Raw genomic sequence first — 23,958 nt, forward strand, 5'->3', positions numbered from 1 at the left:
GAAAAATGAATCGTTGTGTTGCTCAATTTGGTTTCACCTGCTCTGTTAGCCACACACGCATCAATGAGAATAGCTGTTCAATATTTAATGGCTTCATTATATAATCAGAAGCTCCTGCTTCCATACACTTATCTCGCTCTCCTTTCATGGCTTTAGCCGTTAACGCGATAATTGGAAGACTTTCCATTTGCAAATCGTGACGTATTATCTTCATCGCCTCATAACCACCCATCACAGGCATCATGATATCCATGAAAATCAAGTCAAAGTCAGCATGATCCTGCAGAATTTCAATTGCTTGTTTACCGTTCTCAGCTACTTGAACTTTAATTCCCTTCTGCTCAAGAGCCGTTACAAGTGCAAATATATTTCGGCCATCATCCTCTACTAGAAGCACTTTCTTCCCCTTGAACAATTGTGCCTCTGAGCTTTTGGCATTAATCCGTTCAACTGAAATCTCTTCTGCATCTTTCTCAATATGATCTATTTCCTCATTTAATTCACTTAGGCTTACCGCCACTTCTGCTAACGCCAGATTATCTGCATATTCTTGCTGGTCAGATTTTAGCCTGCTTGGTATATATAAGGTAAATATGCTCCCCTTTTGTGGTTCACTTTGAAGTTCAATGGCACCCCCAAGCAAGTTTGTAAATTCACGACAAATCGATAATCCAAGTCCAGTCCCGCCATGTTGTCGGTTAGTAGTACCATCCACTTGTTGAAAGGCATCGAAAATAATTTGCTGTTTATCTGGCGGAATTCCAATTCCCGTATCCGTTATCGCTATCTCGAGTACAGGGATCCCAACTTCGTCCCTAAGTAACTCTTCAACTTTTTCAGAATGTGCAAGTTTAATTTGTACGGTGACAGAGCCCTGTTCAGTAAATTTAAAGGCATTGGATAGAAGGTTCTTCCAAATTTGTGCCAATCTTTGTCCGTCAGTTAGAATGATAGGAGGTACATTAGAATCAATTTGCACTTCAAATGTCAAATTCTTTTTAGCAGCTACTGGGTTAAACATATTCTTCATCATCTGAGGAATCTCTGTCACATTCACTTCATCCGTTAAGATTTCAATTTTACCTGCTTCAATCTTGGATAAATCTAAGATATCATCAATTAGTCGCAACAAATCTCCACCTGCGGTATAAACAACATGTGCCGATTCTCTCACTTCAGACATGTCCATATTATCCGTATTCTCCATGATCATTTGTGACAAAATCAGAATACTGTTCAATGGTGTACGTAGCTCATGAGACATATTTGCCAGAAATTCAGATTTATATTGTGAACTCATTTCCAATTTCAATGAATATTCTTCTAGTTCATCCTTCGCCTTTTTTAGCTCCAATGCTCGTTGTTCAGCAGATTGCTTTTGCTCTTCCAAAAATTCATTCGTAATTCGCAACTGTTCTTGCTGCATTTGCAATTCTTCAGATTGGGCTTGGAGTTCTTCAGATTGTGTCTGTAGTTCTTCCGTTAATACTTGAGATTCTCCTAGTAGCCTTTCCACTTCCATTCGTCCGGTCACATTTGTGATGGCTGAACCAAATTTATCTTGAAGCTGATCAAGCAAAGTCAGGTGCTGTGATAAAAACGGTTGAAGCGCCGCGAACTCGACAACTGCTTCTACTCGGCCCTCCACTAAAATTGGAGCAATTAATAAATTTCGGGGGGAAGAAGCCCCTAAGCCTGATGTCACTTTGATATGCTCTTCTGGTAGCTTATCAATAAGAAATATTCTTTTATCAAGGGCCACTTGACCGATCAATCCTTCTCCCAATCGAAAGCTAGTCTTAGCACATGCCTCATTCGCTATGGCATAGCCAGCTACTTTGGCATAGTCCGTTACTCCTTCATGATTTCGTCGAAGATAAATGACTCCGTAGCTTGCTTGAAGCAAAGGAGCAAGCTTTGTAACAAATGATTGCGTTAATTCTGTAATGTCGGTTTTTCCCTGATACATCGTCGCAATTTCCGCCATACTTTTCTGTACCCAGCTCTGTTTTTCGAGATTATTAAGAAGATGATTCATCGCTTCCGCAAGCTCCTTGGTCTCGTCACGAGTCTTTACCTCAATACGTGTAGTAAGGTCAATCTCTGAATCAGTAATGCTCTTAATTGTTTTTACAACTTTATTAATTGTACTTACAATCGAATTAGATGAAGAAAATGCTGTTATTACCGTAATGACAGTCACAAAAACAATAAGTGTATACAATGTAATTTTCAAATTCTTATTAGTCTCATTGAGATTATCGACTCTGTCAGCCGTCATTGTTTTTTGGTCAGCAATGAATGAATCTAGCTGGGTACGCAGCTGATCTGTTATGTTCTTTCCAATGTTTTTCTCGAAATGCTCGTTCAATCCAGATACGTTATTTGCCTTTTTTTGATTAATAACATAATCTCCAGAACTTGAAATCCATTTCATTATTAGAGATTTTATCTCTTCTAAATTTTGCTGTTTCATTCCATTTTCAACTAATAGGGAATGGAGTTTATTGTAGTTGTCCTGCCAGCTTCGACTCGCTAAATTATAAGGCTCAAGATATGCCTCATCTCCTGTTATCACATACCCTCTCATGCCAGTTTCCATATCTAGGACATTTTTTTGAATCTTATTTGCTAAATCATGTACTTCAATATCATGCTTAGATAAGAAATTTACCTCGTTTTGTAAATCGGTCATCCTATTAATAACGAAAAGTAAGGACAAGACCAAGCAAATTAAGATGGTTAAATAACCCATTAAAATTTTAGCTTTAATATTATTTAGGCCTTTTATTGTAACCGCCTCCTGGTATAGTTGGTCTACTAGAAATATACCTTATTCTACCATACCATCTAAATGCGAATCACTCAGTCGAATGTCACTTTCCCAGGCTTCATTATCAACGCATTATGCCCAAGCTTCTATACCCGTTTCCATCCTTTTTCAAACATGCTGGGAAAATAAAATTTCAGGTTTCAAATCACTAGCTGAAGGGTACAAAATTGATATCACGATTATTTCAAAAAATGGAGGAGAAAAACATGGTAAAAACAAAGGATGAAATCGAGTTAATAAAGGATACACTCAACAGGCAGGTGGCAAATTTCTCAGTTCTGTACATGAAACTTCATAATTACCATTGGTATGTAAAAGGTGCAAACTTTTTTACCTTACATGTTAAATTTGAGGAATTATTCTCAGAAGCTGCTTTGCAGCTCGATACCATTGCGGAAAGAATGCTTTCGCTTGGAGCTCTACCAACCGCAACACTTAAGGAGCACTTACAGCTTTCTACCATTAAAGAAGCGACCGGAGATGAAAATACACAGAAAATGATAGAGACATTAACGGATGACTTCAATACTATATGTAAAGAACTCACAGAGGGAATAAACCTTGCTGAGCGTAAGGACGATCAACCAACAGCTGATATGTTCATTGCTATTCGTACTTCTTTAGAAAAGCACAATTGGATGCTAAAAGCCTATCTAGCAGAATAAATTTACTAGATTTAAATTGACTACTTTAAAAATTGTACCCAACCAAACAACTTGCAGCTAAAAAGGCATTGAGGAATTCTGTTCCTCAATGACCTCATTGCAAGTTTTCATTTGCTCTTGATTTTCCAATCATTCTTTAGAAAATATTTAAAGTTCTGCGTTCGTTCTAAGCATAACTACGCACATATCATCCTTTTGTCCATTAAGCATCGTTGAAGTTGGTAGCAAATGTTGCAGTAAAGATTCAGGATTGTCATAGTCATGTTCCTGTAAGCAACTGATGATCTTAGAAATCGCATCATCATATTCCTCCTCCAGCCATTCGGACAGTCCATCTGTAAAGAGAAGAATACGTGCTTCTTGCTTGTAAGAAATGACACTTTTCTTCACTTCGATTTCTTCGAAAAAACCTAGTGCACAGCAGCCTTCTGACAACAGCATCACTTCATCATCTACAATTACAATACCTGCTGGATGCCCTGCATTGACATATTCGATGGTCTGCTTCTCTGTATCTAGGACAAAATATATGGCAGTTGTATAATAGTTTATTAAACTATCGGGAATTTGCAGCTGATTCATACGCCGATTCAATTCTTTCATTACACTTACTGGATCACATTGTCCGATAATCGTATCCTTTAATACTGAATAAATGTACATACAAACAAGTGATGATGAAATGCCATGTCCCATTACATCTAGTAAAATGACTCCATAGCGGGTTGGACTAATTTGATACCAGGCATATAAATCCCCAGCAAGCTCAAATGAAGGTTTATATACAGCCGAAATTTTAACATTTTCCCCTTGAAATGGCCCACTTAGCATACTTCGTTGGACCTGGTTAGCCAAGTCCAACTCATATTGAATTCGCCTATCACGTTCCTTACGCAAATCTTTCTCTTGCTTTAACCGAAGTACTGAACGTATTCGAGCTAGCAATTCAACTTTATTTATTGGTTTCATTACATAATCAAGAGCCCCAGCATCCATTGCCTCAGCCATCTTATATGAATCTCCCATTGCTGTAACAAAAATAATGGGAAGGTCCTCGAACCGCTCATTTGCCAAAATAGTTCGGCACGCTTCCATTCCATCAATTTCTGGCATCATCAGGTCCATTAGAATTAAATCCACTGGGACTTCAACTGAACTTGGCGCATCTAGTTTTAATAATTGATATAATTCCTTAGCAGATGAAAGCAATACTAGTCTATTATAGCCTGCCTTCTGCAAGATTTTTTCAATAATCATTAGATTTGTTGTATTATCGTCTACCACGGCAATCTTCATAGGCATTTTTAGCCTTCACCTCTTTTTGTAAAAAGCTACCAAACTCTCACTTTTTCAAGTTTTATTTATACCTTTAAAAGATTCACTAGCGAACGCCTTGCGCAATTTTTCAATCGCCTTCTTTTGCAGTCTTGAAACATGCATCTGTGAAATACCTAAATATTCACCTGTTTCCTTTTGACTCTTATTTTCTAAAAATGTGCAATGAATAATTTTTCTTTCTCTTTCCGTTAACACATGAAGTGCACTCTGAAGTAAAAGTCTTTGATCAACTTTTTCAAAGCCCTCATCTTGCGATCCGATTATATCGAGGACCGTAACCGGGCTTCCTTCGTGACCGGTTTCAATCGCTTGGTCTACTGAAGCAGCTTGATAACTTTTCCCCATTTCCATCGCTTCTAATAATTCCTCTTCTGTGATGTCCATATAATCAGCGATTTCCCTAATTTTAGGGGAGCGCTGATATTGGTTCGTCAACTCTTCTTCAACTTTCTTTATTTTGGATGATATTTCTTTTACCCGTCTCGGTACATGAACACTCCACGTTTTATCCCTAAGAAACCGCTTGATTTCTCCAATAACGGTAGGAAATAAGAAAGCTTCAAAAGATTTCCCCATTCCAGGATCATACCTTCTGATTGCACCTAATAACCCAAGCATACCTACTTGCATAATATCTTCATGAATATTTCTTCCCTTTGAATATTTTCTTGCAAGGCTTCCAACAAGAGCTGTGTAATGTTCCACTAAAAGGGTTTGTGCGGATGAACTCTCGTTCTGCTGGTATTCTAAAATCAAGGCCTCGATTTCTTCCTTAGACCTCTTCACAGTTTGAGATGGCTGTGTCATGATTTTCACGCTCCCCACTTAAATACTTCACCATGAAGACCGTTACGCCAGAGTGTTCCAAAACACGGACTTCATCCATAAGCGCTTCTATCAAATATAGACCTAACCCTCCCTCTGTAAGTTGGTCAACTGTACATGATTCTGTATAAGGACCTAATTCATTTTTGGTTTGGATAAAATTAAAGCTCTTTCCATTATCAGCTACCATCGTTTCTAACTTATCCCCATAAATCCCAAAGCCTATGATCACTTCACCAATCTCATCCTCAGAGTAAGCATGTTGGACAGCGTTTGTACAAGCTTCACTAACAGCTATCTTAAGATCCTCAATCTCCTCGTAAGTGTAACCCATATGGCTGGCGATTCCTGATAATGTCAATCTAACGACACCTATATATTCTGGTTTTGCTGGAATTTTTATTTCAATATAATCCTTCACTTTTTTCATCTTCCCCCATCTTCTGAATTTGTAGAAATATCCATAATATTACTTAAACCTGTAATCTTGAAAAGACGCTTTAGTCGATCCGATAAGTCTGTCAGCTTTAATTCCCCATTATTTTTCTTTAGTTGCTTGAATAAACTGACAAAAACACCAAGTCCAGTACTATCTAAATAGGACACATCCTTTAAATTAACAATGATCGTATAATTCCCTTCTGCATAAGGAAATAATTCTTCTCTTAGCTTTGGTGCTGTATATGCATCGATCTCTCCTGCAACAGTTGCCAATATTTCATTTTCATTCTGAAGTCTATTTATATGTAACTTCATATCATAATCACCTCTGAAAATATTTATTTCGTACATACCCAAATCATTAGAAGTCTAAACCTATCTTATTAAATAATAGAAAAAACATTGAGATTTTTATTTTGTATTATACCAAAATATTCTATTGAACGAATAAACCTAGTGTCCTAGACATTATGTGTTTTTACAAAAATATGTTTCACCATTCCATATTAGGGTAATAAAAATTAGAAACAAAAAATTCATCAGGAAGGAGTGTAGTATGATGGATGACAAAAAGAAGCAAAGAAAAAAAGACCTTCATATTAAGCTAAATTCAGCTGACAATAGCTCGATGGCACAAGATTTAGATGAAATAAAAAAACTAGGCAAGGAAATGGAGCAGGAGAAAACGAATACTGAGCTGCGAGAAGAAAATCTAACTCCAGATCCGAAACAATAGCCAAAGATTGTGGGTATGAATGTATTCCTTTAGCCATGGAAGAGGCTGTCCGAAAACAAAGAGCCTGGCACCTCCAACATTTTATATAGATAAAAAGCAGTTAAAGCTACTCTATATATTGTGTTGTGAGGAGAGAGCCAGGCACTTATCGGTCAGCCTCTTTGTATTCTCAGTTTGACATTATTTCAAAAAAGAACCTTTTGATTTTCCTTTTAAAAGGTCTCCTGTCCAACCTTTGATTTTCAAATACCCATAAAGCATGAGAGTTGAGATAACGATTAAAATGATTGACCAAACATAGCCATACTGCCATTCAAGTTCAGGCATATGCTTAAAATTCATTCCCCATAAAGCCCCTAAAGCCATAATAGGAGTAAAAATAGTCGTGATAACGGTCAAAGTTTTCATGATTTCGTTTCCCCGGTGAGAAGAAATTACTTCCTCTAAATTAATAATTGAATCCATCTCATGTTCATACTCTCTTAGCAGCACTAGTGCACGCTCAATTCTCTTGTATGTACATTCAAAAATTTCTCCCTTGTTAATTCCTTGAAAATTCATTTCATCAATCGCCATTTTAACTTCATTTATGGGAATCAAAAGGTTTTTCCACACTAATAGTTCATGCCTTCTCAGAAAGACAAGTTCGAAAATATCTTCCTTATTCTTCTTTCGCATACTCCATATAAGTGTTTTGATTGCTTCCTCAAACTGGTCAATTTCAACTAACATTTCATTCAAAATCTCACCAAGAATAAGTAAAAAGCCATCGACAGCATTTTCAGTCTTCTCTATTTGCTTTGATAGAAATTCAAGATTCGTTTGTTTAAGAAGTGTTAACTCAAGATCAAGTGTAGCTAACTGGTTCGTAGCTAGATAAAAATGAAATATTTTATAGTCACTTTCCTCTGAAAAATTTTGTTTGAAAATAAGGGAACCTTTCAAACATTTCTCCCCACTCTCCATGCATGTCATTCGGAGACAGTTTGTTTTACTTTTCCTCATACGTTTTCCCCCTACAGACTTGAAGTCATCCAGTTCAAACAATGGTGGCATTCTATCATTCTCATTATTTTTCAACTGAATCCACTTCCATCTGTTAGCACCAATTAATTTCTCCATTTTTATCTCTCCTTTTATAAAACCTTTTTTCATCTAATTCCCAAAGTATCCGTAAACGAAACCTCAAAAAAATGTTTAATTAAGTAGATAGCTGGGTATCCATAGGACAAATAGAGATTCATATTTTTTCAAATCTAAAGGAGGAAATTCTCATGAAACGTGTACTTGGTGTGAGCTCACTTTTGGCGGTAGGAATTGGTACATCAGCTGCAATTTGGTTATCCAATAAACCGAATCGCCTCAAGCTTGAAAATTTTATTCGAGACTGGAAACGAAAAATAATCCCGACAGTGTACGATAAAAGTGAGCATCTCCCTATCGAAAAAGGCGGCAATCCCGATCCACATGATATTGAAGATAACAGTATGGTTAGCGAAGGCGCGATGTATTCAGTAAAATTCTATAATGAAAAAAAACAGTGAAACTAGTAGTTGGGGCACTTTTGCTCCGACTATTTTTTGAGAGGTGCTTTTCACCATAAATATTAGTTTTCGGATTATCAAACGGCGATAAAAAAAGCCCTAAAAGGGCTTTTTTAGCTTTTTTTTACTTCCAAATACATAATTTGATAGCCTATCGCTTCATGAACCTTAAATACATAGCCTTCTACTTCCACTTCATCAACATTGACCATTTCAGCCTCTGATTTTTGTTGAAGATACCAGCCGCCAATTGTGTCCATATATTCCGAAGATAGCTCGATTCCAAGTAACTGATTGATATCACGAATTGGTAATTTAGCATCGATAATATAATGATTAGCTGCTATAGAACGAATCTCCTCCACTTCATCTTCGTCAAATTCATCCTTTACTTCTCCAATAATTTCTTCGATAATGTCCTCAACTGTCACTAATCCAGAAGTACCACCATATTCATCCATTAGAATGGCCATATGTGTTCCTTCTGTTTGCATTCTTATTAATAAATCATGGATTTGAATTGTTTCTAACACTCGAATAACAGGTTGAATAAATGGTTTGACATCCCAGTTTTGATTTGAGTTGAATATTTTCGTTATGAACATTTTAATGTTTATTACTCCAAGAATATGATCTTTATCTCCGTCTACAACTGGATAGCGGGTGTATTTTTCTGTCTTCATCCTTTCAACGACCTCAACAATTGAATCATCAACCGATATGCAACTCATTTCTGTACGGGGCACCATAATTTCTTTAGCAACCCGCTCATCAAATTCGAAAATATTGTCTACGTATTTCCATTCATTTTGGTTAATCTCTCCACCTTCATAGCTTTCAGAAAGGAGGATTCGCAGCTCTTCCTCTGAGTGAGCTATTTCATGTTCGGATTTAGACTTTAAACCAAAGATACGAACGAGCAAACGAGCGGAATGGTTTAATGCCAAAATTAGTGGATACATCATTTTATAAAATAAAATAATTGGTTTCGAAAAAAGCAATGTAATTTCTTCAGCTTTTTGGATCGCAACTGTTTTTGGTGCTAATTCCCCCACAACTACATGGATAAAAGTAACGATAAAAAAAGCGAGACTAAAGGATAAAACATGTGTAACGGTTTCGTTCAAATTTAGTGCCATTAGCAAGGGATGAAAGAGCTTTTCGACTGTAGGTTCTCCTAACCATCCAAGTCCTAATGCAGTAACCGTAATTCCGAGCTGACAGGCTGATAAATACTCATCTATGTGGGTCACTACCTTTTTAGCTGAGACAGCGCTTTTTTTTCCTTCATCTAACAATTGTTCAATCCTAGATGTTCTGACTTTTACGATGGCAAATTCGGTAGCTACAAAGAATGCAGTTAAAGCGATTAATAGCAAGATTACGAGTAAATTTATGAGTATCATTAGGCTCCAACACCTCCTAGATGAAACTTTTAATTCTAAAAATAACAATCCGAAATCATGGAAGGTTTCGGATTGCTTATTGTTCGGGTTTACAAATTATTTTCTTTGTCCAATTTATCATCTAGTTTACTTAAATATTTTGCCGCAAACTCTTTGCCTCCGAGACCAAAGGCCAGACCAAAGGCTAGAGCCAATCCACCTAAAACAAGAATAAAGGCAGCATTTACAATAGAATGAGCAACTCCGAGTTGATCTAATGCCATTATTGCTGTAATTGTAAAAATAGAATATTTTGCGATAGCTGCAAGGGAACGGGAATATCTTTGTTTCACTATATTTATTAATATACGTTCGATTAAATTTCCTAAATATAACCCTATCCCCAAAATAAGGACAGCAGCTAATAGCATAGGTAGGTAAGCAATAACCCCTGTAGCTAACGTGACTAAGAAATCTAAATGAACAATTTGTAACGCTTCAACAGTAAATAATAAAATAATAACCATTTTCGCCAATAAGCCGACTATTTGAGAAGGGGTGAATCTCTGCTGTTCTGGAGTGAATGAGCCGATGCCCATATATTGAAAGACAGCATCAAACTTGAACCGCCAGAGCATTTGTGTAACCATTCTCTCTACCCATTTTCCAAGCCATATGCTTACCAATATCAAAATAACGGCAACCGCGATATTAGGGATCATTGCCAGCACATCTTCAAGCATTGCAATAGCCGGATCGGAAACCCCTTTAAGATCTAGCTTTTCCAATGCCGTAATTATCGTTGGGATTAAGATAAAGATGAACACGATATTTCCAATCATGCTTGATAGATTCGTATCTTCTACGTTTTTTACCATTCTTGATTTCCATCTTAATTGATCCGTTCCTATACTTTTTAGAAAGTTTGTTAAAATATCACGCACTAATTTTGCAATGAGCCAGCCAACGAACATGATGAGGGCAGCTGCAAATACTTTCGGGATATATGCAAGGATCGTGGATAGAACATGTGAGAAAGGTTCTGAAACACCTTTAAGCTGTAATGCTCCTAAAACCGCTGGTAAAAATAGAAGGAGGATAAAATAAAAGATTGCTTTAGCAAAACTATTAACTTTAATAGAAGCTTCTAGTTCACTATTAACCATTTTCCATTTTACTAACTTACTCTCTAAATGAAGCATCGGAATCGCTTTTTTAAAGAGGAGCTGTAATAAAAAAGCAATTACCCAAGCAAATAATAGAATGAGAGCTGCTTTCAATAGATGAGGAATAGCTGCCATCATTGTTGTCACCATACTAACGAGTGGTTCTGCAATAAGACTTAGGTTCAGCATATTAAAAAAGAGTATCCACACCACAACTAGTAAGGTATAGTAAACAATTTTTCCGATAATCAATTCTATGGTATATTTTCTCTCGCCAAAATTAGGAAATAGTTTATCATCCATACTAGCTTTCTTTAATGCAGTCTCTACTGCTTTGCCAATTCCTTTCGCAATGAGCCAGCCAATCAATAATACAAGCAGTGCTAATAATAGGTTTGGGATTTGGTCAATGTATCGGTACCAACCTGCAGTCGTCATACCATCTACAGTCATTTAATATCTCTCCTTTTCTCTATCTCTCAATTACCTCGGTAAATGTAATACCCGGCCTTAATTATTTTAAACATAGCTGTTGAGCATTAGATTTTTGTCCATTTCCGAAAAGAAATGTTTCACTTTCAATTTCAATGGGAAGATAATGACCAGTTCCATTAACAAAAGGAGGAGAGAACATGAATAAAAAAATCTTTCTAACAGGTGGATTGGCTATATTACTTGCATTTGGTGGTTTAGCTGGTTGTGGTGATGGAGTCGACCAAGATAATGGCATTAGTGATGGCGAGCAAAAAGATAAGATAGATAACGATACAACAAATCAAGCCGAAAAAAGCATAAAGGAAGCAAAGGAAAATCTAAAGGATATGAAAAAGGATGTCGAGAAAGAATTAAAAAAGAAAGAAATCGATGATGGGGTAAATTAAGATAATCGTATTAGCAATGAGTTAAACATATGGATACATTAGATTAAAGTTTCGTTTTCTTTCACATAGGGTAATAGACTTATGAAACCAAAAAAGCAAATACAAGGAGGACATCAACATGAATAAAGATAAAATAAAAGGAAGTCTTGATCAAATAAAGGGTGAGGCAAAAGAGCAATGGGGGAAATTAACGAATGACCATTCAAAAGAAGCGGAAGGAAAACTAGATAAAATGAAAGGAAAAGTAAAGGAAGGCATAGGTAAAGCAAAGGAAAAATTGTGAAATCATGCCGTCTCTTTGCAAAATCCAAACCATTCGTTATAAATTCATCAAAACATACTAGACGTTGATAACATGTTAAAGCATATAAAAGCGAGACGCATTTCAATCGTACACGCCTCCGAGGCGGAAACAGCAAAAGTGAATGATCTTGCTAACGCTGAATCAACATGTTGGGCATTACTAAATTAAGTGAAAGGGGCCGTCCAGAAAGTTGCGTTGCCTAACTTTTGGATGCCCCCTGTATTATGCTTCAAAACCAGTAACATCATGACTTCATTTACTTAGCTAGTTAATTGAATATGAGCTCATTAGTCAGAGATAATAATTACATTTTCTGCAACCTGCTTTTGGTCAATAGAATTTGGTTTTTTAATTAAATCAAAGGATACTTTTTGCCCTTGTTTCAAGAATGTGAATCCGTCCGGAAATCTTTCTTTATCAGGTAAAATCGAACTGAAATGAACAAAAACATGATTTTCTTCCTCACCGTCAAGCATAACACGACCATACCCCTTTTCATCTTTATACCATTTAACAATTCCTTCTCGTTTCATGTTTGATCAGCCCCCTATTCATATTTTCCTTACACTCTTCTCGTTCGCCATAAATTCTACTAATTCCTTTATAGCTCAAAATTTCTATGCTAATTTAAAAACCTAATATTTACACATCTTTAATTTGTTTTTACAATAATTTGACATTATTTATATATGGGATCGGTATAATTTAGGAAGAATGCCATAAAGGAGGAGGAAAAATGAAGAAAAAGTTATTTATACATAAGCTAGTAATCTCATCGTTTGCTTCTTTAATAGCCATTGGTAGTCTGTTAGCAGCACCGGGAGCTAACGCAAATGAAAAAGAAGTCCAAGAAAATCAAGTTTCAAAGTTACGTGAACCAGTAACAGGATTCCGTGTTTTACCATATTTACAATCTCCAACGAGTACTTCTATGACCATTAGCTGGGTATCAGAGTTAAATGAGCCCGGAAAGGTAATTGTAACTGGTCCAGGAATAAGGATGAAAGAATTGACTTCTACTCCTCATTACATGAAATTAATGGAGTATACAGAAAAAGAATTAAAACAAAAATTATCTTATGACAATGGAAATGGCAAAAAAGAAACGATTCCACAAGGCTCTTGGTTACTATCAAATTCCAATTATAAGCATGCTGTCACAATTGATGGGTTAGATGCAAATTCAACCTATTATTTTACAGTCAAGCAAGGAGAAAAAAAGCATACTTCTCATTTTAAAACATATCCAAAGCGTGAAAATTGGGATGAATTAACTCTGATCGCCTTTTCTGATACTGAAACAGAACCATTTGGGGCGTTAGAGCATCGTGAGTGGGAATTACATACAGTCACCCCTTATGCAAAAGGCTCAGAGAAACGCCCAGATAAGGGATCGGCTTTTGATAAAAAATATGGAAATGTTACACGCAATGAAATGTTTTTAGTACGTTATCCACTTGATCAACAAACTGCTTTAAATGAAAACTTAGCTCATATTGAAGCAGCAAATCCAGATGCATTAATTATTGCTGGAGATTTGGCACAAGGTTCAGGATATCAACCTGCTTGGGATGAGTTTTGGCGACATTTTGCTGGTGAATTTACCGATATCGCTTCAAAGACACCACTATTAACCGCTTTAGGGAACTGGGAAACATATGCTGCCATTAATGGTGGATATGGGAATGATAAAGATCGTTCTCCAGCTGTTATTTCTCGCAATAGATATCATGAATACTTTGATACTCCTGGTGATCCGAAAAACCCTCAATACAAAGATTCATATTACCGAACAGAAATCGGTCCTATTACATTATTAACCTTAGATTCTACGAATGGAATTGCTGATGAATCAACGAGAACAGAAACTTTTACAGGGAAAGTGTACAGTGAAAATGACTCTGTATTAAAGGAATCAGTATGGGCAGACCAAGGTGTAAAAGGCGATCCATATATGACTACAGACACACAGGGTGAATTTACAGCTGAAGATTATAATAAAGCATATACAGAGGTGTTCAAAGGAACAACAACGAAAGATTCCGACTTGCCAAACTTTAATCCAGGTACTGCACAATACAAATGGGTTGAAGAACAATTAAAGGATGCCCGTAAAAAAGGACAAATTATTTTAGTGCAATTTCACCATGCTGCTTATTCAAGTGGGGTTCACGGTGCACCGCCAAATCATGAACGAGCAGACAACCAATCTGGGGTAGCCATGCGCGTATATTCACCTATGTTTGAGAAATATGGAGTAGCTGTTGTTATTTCTGGACATGACGAAATGTTTGAACGCAGTTGGGTAGATTTGAATGGAGATGGCATTGGTTTTCATTCTTATGACGTTGGGGTAGCAGCTGACGGTTTACGCGGGGAGAAAATGATTAAAGACAAAAACGGGAAGCTTGTACCGCAAAACTACAATACTCGTACTCAATGGAGTGCAACTCGAAATGTCCCTGAATTATGGGCAACGAATGAAAACGGAATAAAACATCTAATTGATGGTGGCTTACATTACGGACATTTACAAATGGATTTCGTAAAAACCTCATATGGGACGGAATTAACATTATCACCTGTGTATATTTTTCCAATCCTAGATGATGACTATAACTTAATCCATACAGAACGCCGCGTCTATAATGATGTACAAAAGGTTCATTTTGATGAAAAAGGAAAGATCTTAAAAAATGGTAAACCCAAAAAATAAGTTGTGAAACATAAACTACCTGTTTCCTCTATTCTACTGGAAACAGGTAGTTTTCTATAATTTTGATAGATTTCAATTACGACACTTATTTCGCAAATCGATGATTGCCGATTGTAACTGTTATTGGACGCGTAAGAATCCAGTTGCTCTTGGCTGTTTTTGGATTATAGAAGTATAAAGATCCCTTCCCTTGTCCTCTAAATGCTATCGCTTCATCTACTGCTTTGATAGAATCCTTGTCAGCGGGTTGATTGATCGTTCCATTTTGAACTGGTGTGAATGCGTAATGTCCACTTACCTTTTGATAAATGACCTCTCTCACAGTACTCGGAAAATCTTTATTATCAACTCGATTTAAAACTACTGTCGCAACTGCCACTTTCCCTGCGTAAGACTCCCCCTTTGCTTCAGCAGATACAAGACGTGCTATTAATTCTTTATCAGCAGCAGATAAAGCTGAGCTAGGAATGATAAGATTTTCCCCAGGATATAACAGATCCGTAGATTTATGATTTTCCTTTTTCAAGCTGTTAACCGAGATACCATATTTATTTGCAATGAGCCAATACGTTTCACCACTATGTACAAGATGTGTATTTACTGCTGCTTCTGAGTTAGAATGAAAACCAAATAATGAAATTGAAAAAGCTGCCACAATTAGTAGTTTCTTAATCTTCTTCATGCCTGTTTACCTCCTAATGACGAATTTATTAGTAGGTTAACAGATGTAATATCATGAATCATGGTCCAAAATATGTCATATCGCAAAAAGGGAAATGAAGCCGCTCTATACCTACTATAACTTTAACAGTGGTAAAGTATGGATAATAACATAAGCATACATAAGTTACCTTTTACTTCAAAAAATGGATCGTTTATAACAAGATTGTTTCAAGTTCGTAACAGCTAATATTGTCATTCTGCATATATTCTTCAAATTTTTAAAGTAAAATGGATATATTCCATTCATATAGGTGATGTGATGAACTATGAATAAACTTTCGATTAAGCTTGGAATATTGTTTTTCTTAATTTTTTTCGGCATAGAGACGATGATGTTTTTCTTTTTACATGCGACCATTGTTGGTTCTAGAGTCGAAGAAGAGCTTGCCGCACTTAGAGCTAGAGGAAATTCTCATCGGGACGTGCTTGAAAAGCACTTCGATACAAATACAATCTCCCACGTTTCTTTAATGGAGTCGGAAGCAAATACAAATGTTGTGATAACAAATGAACACGGGCAAATTCTTGATTCATCAGACGAGATTGTCCATTTTAGTTCGTATTTACATGCCATTCCTGCAGATATCCAAAGAAATGGGGAAATCATCGCGGATAATTGGAAAAATGAGCCGTATATCTCAACTGTCAGTCCAATTGAAATTGACGGCCAAATAGCTGGATTTGTTTATATGTTTCAAGATACGAATTCCGTTCACTCTTTAATAAATCGGCTTAATGAGCACTTCCTGTTCGCAGGTGTTATTGCTGTTGGTCTAACAGGAATTATTATTATTTTTTTAACAAAAGCACTTACAAAACCGCTTATAAAGATGAAGAATGCCACTTCACAAATGAGCAAGGGGAATTTCTCAGTTACCGTTCCTAAATCTACGAATGATGAGCTTGGGGATTTAGCAAAATCGATTCAATTATTAGCGAATGATCTTAGTTATTTAAGAGAAGAAAGAAATGAATTTTTGGCGAGCATTTCCCATGAATTGAGAACTCCGTTAACTTACATAAAAGGCTATGCTGATATCGTCCTAAAACGAAGCCTGTCAAAGGAAGAACAAGAAAAATATTTACTTATTATTCTTGAGGAAACGAACCGCATGTCTGCTTTAATTAAGGATTTGTTTGAATTAGCCAAAATTGATAAAAACACATTTGAAATTAAGAAAATCAAAATCAATTTAAATGATTTACTTTCATCCATTGTGAAAAAGCTGGTTCCTGCTTTTAAACAGAGAAACATGAATTTACGTATTTCTTGTCCTCCAAATGTTTTTGTTATGGCCGATCCTTCAAGATTGGAGCAAATCATCTTAAACTTATTGGACAATTCAATGAAATATTCATCAGTTGGTGGGACAACCACTTTAACAGTTGAGGGAAATAAACAAGCTGTCCAAATTTCCATCCATGATGATGGTAAGGGAATACCAGAAAAGGATCTCTCCTATATTTTCAATCGATTTTATCGAGTTGATAAAGCAAGAACGAGATCATTAGGTGGGACAGGACTTGGTCTCGCCATTGTAAAGGAACTAGTTGATAAACATGGCTGGGAAATTACTGTGAAAAGTGAATTAGCAGTTGGATCGGAATTCACGATTATCATTAAGGAGTGAGAATAAATGAAAACCATTTTACTAGTAGATGATGAACCACTAATGCTGGATTTACTTTCACTTTATTTAACACCGCTTGGATACAACTGTGTGAAGCTGACCTCTGCGCTTGAAGCCATCACCTTTTTAGAAGAAAACGAAGTAGATTTAGTGTTGCTTGATGTGATGATGCCGGAGATGGACGGGTGGGAAGCATGTCAAGAAATTCGAAAGCATTGGGAGGTTCCCATTATTATGCTCACTGCTAGAAGTGAAAAACCTAATATTGTGAAGGGTTTAAAAACAGGTGCAGATGATTATATTACAAAGCCATTCGACGAAGAAGAATTGACCGCTAGAATTGAAGCCGTCTTAAGAAGGAATAATAGTAAGATAGGAAAAATTCGTTTTCAAGGTCTTATTTTGGATTTAAATTCCTTTGTTCTGCAATACAATCATAAAGATATCTCCCTAACCCCTAAAGAATTTGCGATGATGGAGCTATTTTTAAATCATATGAATAAAGTATTTTCTCGAGAGCATTTAATTAATTCTATTTGGGGGTATGGCGTCTCCACTGAAGATCGAACGATCGATTCCCATGTTCGCAATTTACGTGATAAGCTTCGAAAAGCGGGGTTTCCCGCAGATACACATCTTGTGACCGTTTGGGGCATCGGTTATAAATGGGATGGAAAAGGATAAATCAGAAATCGAACTTTCCCTTTTATTGAAGGCGATTCTTTCTGCTTCCCATGGAGAATCGACCTTATTCCCTTCCTTAGAAGGCGATTCTTCCTGATCCTCCTGGAGAATCGATCTTATTCCCTTGCTTTGAAGGCGATTCTCCTTCCCTCACTCTAAGAATCGACCTTTCGCCTTCTTATTAAGGCATTTTCGAGGGCTATCCCTAATAAATTGGAGCAACTAAGCTAACGCTAAATAAAGATAGACTGTCCCATTTCGGGAACAGCCCACTACTAAAATAGAATTCTATCATTCACTTTTTGTCTCTAAAGGATTGTATGTGTTCGCTAAGTCAGTGCGAATGTAAATGACAATATCGCTAATGTCCTGTTCGCCTAATTGTTTTACACCATTTTCGCCTTTTAAAGAAGGGCCCATTCTTGTTCCATCTCGACCATAGGCAATGGAAAGCCACATTTGTTTATCCGTTATTTGTTTAAGTGTATCAGGATTAGCTATAGCCGCTGCAGCTGTCGAAAAACCACTACCTGTTTGTCCGTGACATGTCATGCAATTCGCTGCATAAAGCTGCTTTCCGTTATCTACATTTCCGGTAATTTTGGATGGCGCTTTAAAGGTAAGCGGCTTTGTTTGCCAGCTTCGGATTAGGGAGACTATGTTTGTCTTTTCCTCATCCTCCAAAAAACGATATGCTGGCATTAAAGCCTGGGGTCTGCCATTTTCAATCATATTTTTTAGATCATTATCGGAAAAAGTGCTTAAAAATTGTTGATTATTGAATGATATTCCTATTAATGCCCCTTCTCCCTCTCCAGTCTCACCATGACAGTCAAGACAAAGCTGAGTGTAGAGCTGCCTTCCTTTTACAATAGACTCTTCTTTCGCTACTTTAGTTTGATTATGAACCGTAGTGCTAATGGTAGCTACAATAATGATCGAGAAAAAAATAGCCATTCTTATTTGTCTTTTTTTCATCATCATTCCCTACTTAGGTTCTGGGGTAGGTGTCGGGGTCCCGAAGCTTCCATATTTCTTTACAATTGATTGGTGAATCTCCTTTAATTCCTTGCCTTCATTCTGTAGCTTAACCGCCTCCCGGGCGATTTCTACACAAATGTCTCAGGCGGTACCATGGGGATCCCATTTGATTACTTCATTATTTGGACCTAATTCTTCGATAAAACAATTCATATTGCTCATATGCCCAGCTGATTCATTGCAGTTGCAATAACATGGGACTGCAGCCACTACATCAGGGTGTTCTGCCGCCATCATATATGTTTCCTGTACATATGATGAAGTATTTAACACGAAGTCTGGTAAAGCAGTATGCTTCGGATCAAGAGCCATTTCTTTCTGCTCCTTATCACTGCTTGAACTACAGCCAGCTGCAATACTCATTGAAAAAACTCCAACTATTAATAAGAGTAGTAAGCGTTTCAAATTATCCCCTCCTTTTACACCTTTATCTCATTTATCTACAATTCGAATGTAAAAAATTAATATGCAGAAATTATGCAGAAAGCATGAAGAAATAATTAATATCATCTGAAAATAATCGAATTGTCACGATTTTTTCATAATACCTTAAAGACCCCAATACGTGATTGTATCAAGGATTCCTATGATTAACATAAAGCCCCCTGCTATTTTTTGTATGAGCATACCAAGCTTTCGCCCTTTCTTCTTAATGAGCGAGCCTCCTAAATCTAAATACCAGATTAGAAAAATCGCTATAAGTAACGGTAACGAAGTACCAATGGCAAAAACAATCGGAAGAACTGCTCCATAACTTACGGATGTTGCCATCGGCATCAGCGTGATGAAAAAGAGTGTAAACATCGTTGGACAAAATCCGAGTGTGAAGCTCACTCCCATAAAAAATGCACCTAGCCTGCCCTTTCTCTGCAATTTTTCTGGAAGGCTTCCAAAGGAAAAAGATTTATGAAATTTGATAAATCCGAGCATGAATAAACCAATCAAGATAAATAGAGGACCAACAATCTTTCTTATCCATGGAAAATAAGTAATGAAAGAAAAACGTACTTCACTTCCAACCACCCATACGATCAAACCTAAACCGGAAAAAACGACTATTTTTCCAAGTGTAAAAAACAATACATCGATCCAGGCAATATTTTTTTGTATGGATTGATTTCCATAGACCGTAATCGCCCCTAAATTTCCGGTAAACTGGCACGGTGCTAAGGCGCCGACAATTCCTAGCACAAAAGCGGATAAGAGAGGAATACTTGTCGTACTAAGGCCAATATTAATGAATGGTTCAGAAAAAAAATTGCTTATTTGGCTAAAGAAACTGTACATCTTTATTCTCCTTATTTGTATGAACGTTAGTCATCATGAGTTGACCATACAATAAAACTTTGCAGATTTCATGCACAAATATAAGAATACTTGAAGAGGCTGAAGCAAATATTAAGATTGATGTTAATTACTAAGGAGGGTTATGTTTCATGGACAAACTAAGAGCTCAAGAAATTATTACATCACCGACAATGATTAACGTAACTTATAATGGAGCCCCAATCTATATTCAAAATGTAGATAAAAAAAATGAAACAGCTCGAATCTATCCACTTGATGATCCAAATAATGAGCAAAATGTACCTATCTCATCCTTAAAGGAACATGGATAAAAAGAGCAGTAAAATCATAAGAATTTAGTTCAAACTCAATTCCTTTACTTTCAAATATTTTAACATTAAAATACTTAATATCATAATAAAAGGGGCAAACTTGTTTAACGAAAAGATTAAAAATGATAGAATGATTAAACAAGTTGCCCCACAATTTAAGGGGATGGATGAAAATGGGTAGATTAGATAATAAAATTGCCATTATTACTGGGGGAGCTTCAGGGATGGGGGCTGCAATGGCAAAATTATTTGCTAAAGAAGGAGCAACCGTTATTGCTGCAGATATTAGTGAAGAAAATTTAGCAAAGATTGCAGAAGTAGAAAATGTTGAAGGAATGAAATTAGACGTTACATCTGATGAAAATTGGGCTGAAGTAACGAAAGCAATTATAGACAAATATGGCCGCATAGATATTTTAATTAACAATGCAGGCATTTCCTCAGAAAAGTTGCCAGAACAAATTACGGATGCCGACTGGAGCTTGATGCACAAAATCAATTCATTCGGTCCATTTTTAGGAATAAAGCATGTTGCTAAATATATGAAAAATGCTGGTAAAGGGGCAATCGTTAACACTTCTTCATACACAGCTATTATTGGTTCTGGTTTTAACCATTACTCAGCTTCAAAAGGCTCTTTACGTGCGATTGCTCGTGCAGCTGCAGCTGATTTAGGTAAATTTAATATTCGTGTGAACACAGTATTCCCTGGTGTGATTGAAACACCAATGACGGCTAACTTAATCCAATACAAAGAAGCGATGGATATGCTTGTAAAGGCAACTCCCATGCAGCGTTTAGGACAACCTGAAGAAGTTGCAAACTCCATTCTTTTCCTAGCATCAGACGAAGCATCTTATATTACAGGTGGAGAACTCGTTATTGATGGTGGATATTCCGCACGGTAGTTTTAAGAATAAAAGGGGCTATTCCAAAAATTTACTTTTGGAATAGCCCCTTTCATTTAGTTAAACTGAAACTGTATGGCTTTTATCTTTCCCTTTATTAAAGAGTTTGCGTAAATATGGCAATACATAACGATCAAGTCCAAATTTTCCTGCATTGTATCCTGCAGCAACGATGAAGAATCCCATTAAGATGTCAGTAGGGTTGTGAGAAATTGTACCTGAAAGTAAGAATGAGAAATTCATCATCATTCCAAAGAATGCAGCTGCTGTTGTTAAACATCCTAAAATAAGTCCAAGTCCTACTAAGAATTCTCCCCAAGGGATAATAAAGCTAAATATCTCAGCATTTGGTGCTGCGACTGATTCGATGAATGTATGATACATTCCGAAAACAGGCTTGCCATTTTGTGCGACAGGGTTAGCTGCCGCATTTGCCAAGAATCCTGCTGCATCAAAACCGTTCGTTAGTTTCCCCCATCCAGCTGTAATCCAAGAATAACCCCAATATAGCCTAATAACAGTTAAAATCCCGGCTACGATATTATTTTCTCTTAACAATTTGTTAAACATAATCCTCATCCTTTCGAGATATTTTAATATAGGATAATTTCTACACTTAAAATGTAACACTTATTAAGAAAGCAGAAAATACCTTTGTGAGATAGTTCACATTTGTGTAAAAAAGATGTGGCGTTCTTTTGAACACCACATCTTTGACAACGTTTTCACAAAAAAAAGGAATCAAGAAAAAAAGTTATTAAATTAGGATTTTTTAGACGTGAATTAAAAAAGTGTCAAAAATATGTACCTAAGTGAGAAAAATTACTGCTATCATAAATCACAAATCTCTTTTTAATCGATTAAGTAACAACTATATATATAATATAATTTTGATATTCCGTAACATATATTTACTTAGAGCGTCTATTTACGATGAAGGGAGGTTATTATGGGAAATTTATATCGTATATTCATACTATTAAGCATTTTTTTCTCAATCATTTTAGCTAGCCACATCCTGCCTGTTTCGGCTACAAAGTGGATAGAGTTAGAGCCTCAAGAAATTGTTGACAGTGCTGAAGTAATCGTAATGGGCCAATATGACTTTTCTAGCAAACCTATATCAAGCAATTTTATTTTTCAAGGATTCCCCTTTCATATAACAAAGGTTTATAGAGGTGAAGTGTTTACGCCATTAATCGTGGGGATTGATGAATATGACGTTGGATGGGTAAAGCGTTTTCAAAATGCTGATGGCGAATTTATCTTATTTCTTGAAAAAAACGATGAAGCAACGTTCCTTGTACCAGTAGGAGGCCCAAATGGAATGATTCAATTCTCAAATGGGGAAATTCAAGAATCAAAGGATGAAAATAAAACTTTCTTCGAAGATTTTCTAAAAAAACAAATTGAAATACCAATCATTACAAAAATAGAACCTCCAAAACAAGATTTAAGCGGTACATCTATAACAAAGATAATCGTCATTGTATGTCTGTCGATTAGTATTGTACTCATCGTATTTTTCATTTCATTTCGTTACAAAAAATAGTTTTATCCTAAACAAAAATTCAACAATTTTTCCAACCATAACGATTTTTTGAGTCAAAGTTCATACTAATTTTTGCAATGAGTTGATTGGAGTGGAAGACGCGAAGACTCCTCGAAAATGCATACGCATTTTCTCGTGCGGGGTTAATTCTGAGATGATTACTCAACGTCCTGCGGGAAAAGCGGACAGGTGAGACCCCGCAGGAGCGTTCGCTTTCCTTGGAGGCTTACCGCTTGCTCCAAGGAAAGCGAAGCGTCTGGAACGGAAATCAACGGACAGGTTAATAAGAACATAAAAAAAAGAGTGCCCCTAAAGTTATACTTTCGGGACACCCTCCATGATATTAACGGTATTATTTCCAATATTATCTAATCGTTTTTAATGCCTTACTCCAAGTATTTACTTGATCAAGCATTAAATTGACATTATCAAAATGTAGATCTTGAGGTTTGAAAACAGATCCGTTCTCAAAATCAGTGAATAATGACAATGTTGGATGTGTACGAACATCTGCAATCATTAACTCACCCATAATTCCACGTAAATGTTCAGCTGCACGTGCTCCACCTGTTGAGCCATAGCTTACAATACCAGCTGCTTTGTTATTCCATGCTTCACGAGCTAAATCTAATGCATTTTTTAATGCACCTGTAATGCTATGATTGTATTCTTGAACAATAAACACAAATCCATCTAGGCTTGAAAGCTTTTCATTCCATTGAGCAATTCCTGGTGCATCCTCTTCTCCTAAAAACGGTAATTTAAAATCAGCAATATCTACAATTTCATAGTTGGCATCCCCACGTTTGTCAGCAATTCCTTTTACCCATTCTCCAACTTGTGGACTAACACGTCCTTGACGTGTGCTTCCTAAAATAATCCCGATGTTTAAAGTCGTGTTTGTCATTGTTTCTTCCTCCTTGATTGATCGATTAAATAATTTATTTAAAAAACTCATGTTTGATA

The 23,958-nt window shown here is 36.4% G+C and carries 26 protein-coding genes; 11 read left to right on the forward strand and 15 right to left on the reverse strand.

Annotation, left to right across the window (positions count from 1 at the left end; translation table 11 throughout):
• Positions 1–22 precede the first annotated feature (22 nt).
• Positions 23–2,695 carry a CHASE3 domain-containing protein gene (locus tag KDN24_RS22385; RefSeq protein ID WP_409974033.1) on the reverse strand — a complete coding sequence of 891 codons (2,673 nt, stop codon included), beginning with the start codon at positions 2,693–2,695 and terminating at the stop codon, positions 23–25.
• 344 nt (positions 2,696–3,039) lie between these two features.
• On the opposite strand from KDN24_RS22385, the gene KDN24_RS22390 reads away from it, so the two are divergent.
• Entirely contained in the window at positions 3,040–3,498 is a 459-nt protein-coding gene (locus tag KDN24_RS22390) for a Dps family protein (RefSeq protein WP_491348170.1), read from the forward strand.
• 147 nt (positions 3,499–3,645) lie between these two features.
• On the opposite strand, the gene KDN24_RS22395 is transcribed toward KDN24_RS22390, so the two are convergent.
• Genes KDN24_RS22395 through KDN24_RS22410 form a run of 4 tightly spaced genes read right to left on the reverse strand, consistent with a single transcriptional unit; the run spans position 3,646 to position 6,417 of the window.
• Positions 3,646–4,794 carry a PP2C family protein-serine/threonine phosphatase gene (locus KDN24_RS22395; RefSeq protein WP_409974334.1) on the reverse strand — a complete coding sequence of 383 codons (1,149 nt, stop codon included), beginning with the start codon at positions 4,792–4,794 and terminating at the stop codon, positions 3,646–3,648.
• A 54-nt stretch (positions 4,795–4,848) separates the two neighbouring features.
• On the reverse strand, positions 4,849–5,643 hold the full coding sequence (sigB, locus tag KDN24_RS22400) for an RNA polymerase sigma factor SigB (RefSeq protein ID WP_409974032.1): 795 nt from the start codon (positions 5,641–5,643) through the stop codon (positions 4,849–4,851).
• The gene (gene rsbW, locus KDN24_RS22405; protein ID WP_491348171.1) at positions 5,609–6,091 is read right to left on the reverse strand and encodes an anti-sigma B factor RsbW; all 483 of its coding nucleotides are present in this window, start codon (positions 6,089–6,091) and stop codon (positions 5,609–5,611) included. Before rsbW ends, sigB begins: the two co-directional genes overlap by 35 nt.
• The gene (locus tag KDN24_RS22410; protein ID WP_409974030.1) at positions 6,088–6,417 is read right to left on the reverse strand and encodes an anti-sigma factor antagonist; all 330 of its coding nucleotides are present in this window, start codon (positions 6,415–6,417) and stop codon (positions 6,088–6,090) included. Before KDN24_RS22410 ends, rsbW begins: the two co-directional genes overlap by 4 nt.
• Before the next feature lie 241 nt (positions 6,418–6,658).
• Between KDN24_RS22410 and KDN24_RS22415 the strand changes: the two genes are divergently transcribed.
• The gene (locus KDN24_RS22415; protein WP_491348172.1) at positions 6,659–6,838 is read left to right on the forward strand and encodes a hypothetical protein; all 180 of its coding nucleotides are present in this window, start codon (positions 6,659–6,661) and stop codon (positions 6,836–6,838) included.
• A gap of 180 nt (positions 6,839–7,018) precedes the next feature.
• Here the strand turns inward: KDN24_RS22415 and KDN24_RS22420 are convergent, their stop codons facing one another.
• Entirely contained in the window at positions 7,019–7,960 is a 942-nt protein-coding gene (locus KDN24_RS22420; RefSeq protein ID WP_409974028.1) for a magnesium transporter CorA family protein, read from the reverse strand.
• Between the two features lie 152 nt (positions 7,961–8,112).
• Here KDN24_RS22420 and KDN24_RS22425 point away from each other — a divergent pair, with 152 nt between their 5' ends.
• Entirely contained in the window at positions 8,113–8,382 is a 270-nt protein-coding gene (locus tag KDN24_RS22425; RefSeq protein ID WP_409974027.1) for a YbyB family protein, read from the forward strand.
• A 113-nt stretch (positions 8,383–8,495) separates the two neighbouring features.
• On the opposite strand, the gene KDN24_RS22430 is transcribed toward KDN24_RS22425, so the two are convergent.
• Both KDN24_RS22430 and KDN24_RS22435 read right to left on the reverse strand, forming a co-directional pair.
• Positions 8,496–9,788, reverse strand: coding sequence for a hemolysin family protein (locus KDN24_RS22430; RefSeq protein ID WP_409974026.1), 1,293 nt, complete (start codon positions 9,786–9,788; stop codon positions 8,496–8,498).
• A gap of 89 nt (positions 9,789–9,877) precedes the next feature.
• Positions 9,878–11,386, reverse strand: coding sequence for a mechanosensitive ion channel (locus KDN24_RS22435; RefSeq protein WP_409974025.1), 1,509 nt, complete (start codon positions 11,384–11,386; stop codon positions 9,878–9,880).
• Between the two features lie 179 nt (positions 11,387–11,565).
• Here KDN24_RS22435 and KDN24_RS22440 point away from each other — a divergent pair, with 179 nt between their 5' ends.
• The gene (locus KDN24_RS22440) at positions 11,566–11,814 is read left to right on the forward strand and encodes a hypothetical protein (RefSeq protein ID WP_409974024.1); all 249 of its coding nucleotides are present in this window, start codon (positions 11,566–11,568) and stop codon (positions 11,812–11,814) included.
• A gap of 118 nt (positions 11,815–11,932) precedes the next feature.
• Positions 11,933–12,097: a CsbD family protein gene (locus KDN24_RS22445; RefSeq protein WP_409974023.1), complete on the forward strand. Its 165-nt coding sequence runs from the start codon at positions 11,933–11,935 to the stop codon at positions 12,095–12,097.
• A 308-nt stretch (positions 12,098–12,405) separates the two neighbouring features.
• Here KDN24_RS22445 and KDN24_RS22450 read toward each other — a convergent pair whose 3' ends face one another.
• Positions 12,406–12,651 (reverse strand): cold-shock protein, encoded by a 246-nt coding sequence (locus KDN24_RS22450; RefSeq protein WP_409974022.1) that lies wholly within the window; start codon positions 12,649–12,651, stop codon positions 12,406–12,408.
• A 203-nt stretch (positions 12,652–12,854) separates the two neighbouring features.
• On the opposite strand from KDN24_RS22450, the gene KDN24_RS22455 reads away from it, so the two are divergent.
• Positions 12,855–14,834 (forward strand): metallophosphoesterase family protein, encoded by a 1,980-nt coding sequence (locus tag KDN24_RS22455; protein ID WP_409974021.1) that lies wholly within the window; start codon positions 12,855–12,857, stop codon positions 14,832–14,834.
• A gap of 85 nt (positions 14,835–14,919) precedes the next feature.
• On the opposite strand, the gene KDN24_RS22460 is transcribed toward KDN24_RS22455, so the two are convergent.
• Entirely contained in the window at positions 14,920–15,516 is a 597-nt protein-coding gene (locus KDN24_RS22460; protein WP_409974020.1) for a cell wall hydrolase, read from the reverse strand.
• A 307-nt stretch (positions 15,517–15,823) separates the two neighbouring features.
• Here KDN24_RS22460 and KDN24_RS22465 point away from each other — a divergent pair, with 307 nt between their 5' ends.
• Both KDN24_RS22465 and KDN24_RS22470 read left to right on the forward strand, forming a co-directional pair.
• A complete protein-coding gene (locus KDN24_RS22465) occupies positions 15,824–17,188 on the forward strand; it encodes a HAMP domain-containing sensor histidine kinase (RefSeq protein ID WP_409974019.1) in 1,365 nt (454 codons plus the stop codon).
• A 6-nt stretch (positions 17,189–17,194) separates the two neighbouring features.
• Positions 17,195–17,872 (forward strand): response regulator transcription factor, encoded by a 678-nt coding sequence (locus KDN24_RS22470; RefSeq protein ID WP_409974018.1) that lies wholly within the window; start codon positions 17,195–17,197, stop codon positions 17,870–17,872.
• A 291-nt stretch (positions 17,873–18,163) separates the two neighbouring features.
• Here KDN24_RS22470 and KDN24_RS22475 read toward each other — a convergent pair whose 3' ends face one another.
• The 3 genes from KDN24_RS22475 to KDN24_RS22485 form a co-directional block, all read right to left on the reverse strand.
• Positions 18,164–18,850, reverse strand: a complete 687-nt coding sequence (locus KDN24_RS22475) for a c-type cytochrome (protein ID WP_409974017.1) — start codon at positions 18,848–18,850, stop codon at positions 18,164–18,166.
• A gap of 9 nt (positions 18,851–18,859) precedes the next feature.
• The gene (locus KDN24_RS22480; RefSeq protein WP_409974016.1) at positions 18,860–19,318 is read right to left on the reverse strand and encodes a PCYCGC motif-containing (lipo)protein; all 459 of its coding nucleotides are present in this window, start codon (positions 19,316–19,318) and stop codon (positions 18,860–18,862) included.
• Positions 19,319–19,462: 144 nt separating this feature from the next.
• Positions 19,463–20,200: an urease accessory protein UreH domain-containing protein gene (locus KDN24_RS22485; RefSeq protein ID WP_409974015.1), complete on the reverse strand. Its 738-nt coding sequence runs from the start codon at positions 20,198–20,200 to the stop codon at positions 19,463–19,465.
• 149 nt (positions 20,201–20,349) lie between these two features.
• On the opposite strand from KDN24_RS22485, the gene KDN24_RS22490 reads away from it, so the two are divergent.
• Positions 20,350–20,532 (forward strand): small acid-soluble spore protein H, encoded by a 183-nt coding sequence (locus KDN24_RS22490; RefSeq protein WP_409974014.1) that lies wholly within the window; start codon positions 20,350–20,352, stop codon positions 20,530–20,532.
• A gap of 173 nt (positions 20,533–20,705) precedes the next feature.
• Complete coding sequence (locus KDN24_RS22495) at positions 20,706–21,440, forward strand: SDR family NAD(P)-dependent oxidoreductase (protein ID WP_409974013.1); 735 nt, start codon at positions 20,706–20,708, stop codon at positions 21,438–21,440.
• Between the two features lie 60 nt (positions 21,441–21,500).
• Here KDN24_RS22495 and KDN24_RS22500 read toward each other — a convergent pair whose 3' ends face one another.
• Positions 21,501–22,010 carry a DoxX family protein gene (locus KDN24_RS22500; protein ID WP_409974012.1) on the reverse strand — a complete coding sequence of 170 codons (510 nt, stop codon included), beginning with the start codon at positions 22,008–22,010 and terminating at the stop codon, positions 21,501–21,503.
• Positions 22,011–22,389: 379 nt separating this feature from the next.
• Here KDN24_RS22500 and KDN24_RS22505 point away from each other — a divergent pair, with 379 nt between their 5' ends.
• Positions 22,390–22,992 (forward strand): hypothetical protein, encoded by a 603-nt coding sequence (locus tag KDN24_RS22505; RefSeq protein ID WP_409974011.1) that lies wholly within the window; start codon positions 22,390–22,392, stop codon positions 22,990–22,992.
• A 364-nt stretch (positions 22,993–23,356) separates the two neighbouring features.
• Here KDN24_RS22505 and KDN24_RS22510 read toward each other — a convergent pair whose 3' ends face one another.
• Positions 23,357–23,950 (reverse strand): NADPH-dependent FMN reductase, encoded by a 594-nt coding sequence (locus KDN24_RS22510; RefSeq protein WP_409974010.1) that lies wholly within the window; start codon positions 23,948–23,950, stop codon positions 23,357–23,359.
• Positions 23,951–23,958 lie beyond the last annotated feature (8 nt).

This window comes from Cytobacillus sp. Bva_UNVM-123 (genome assembly GCF_046351715.2).
In the GTDB taxonomy this organism is placed as follows: Bacteria; Bacillota; Bacilli; order Bacillales; family Cytobacillaceae; genus Cytobacillus.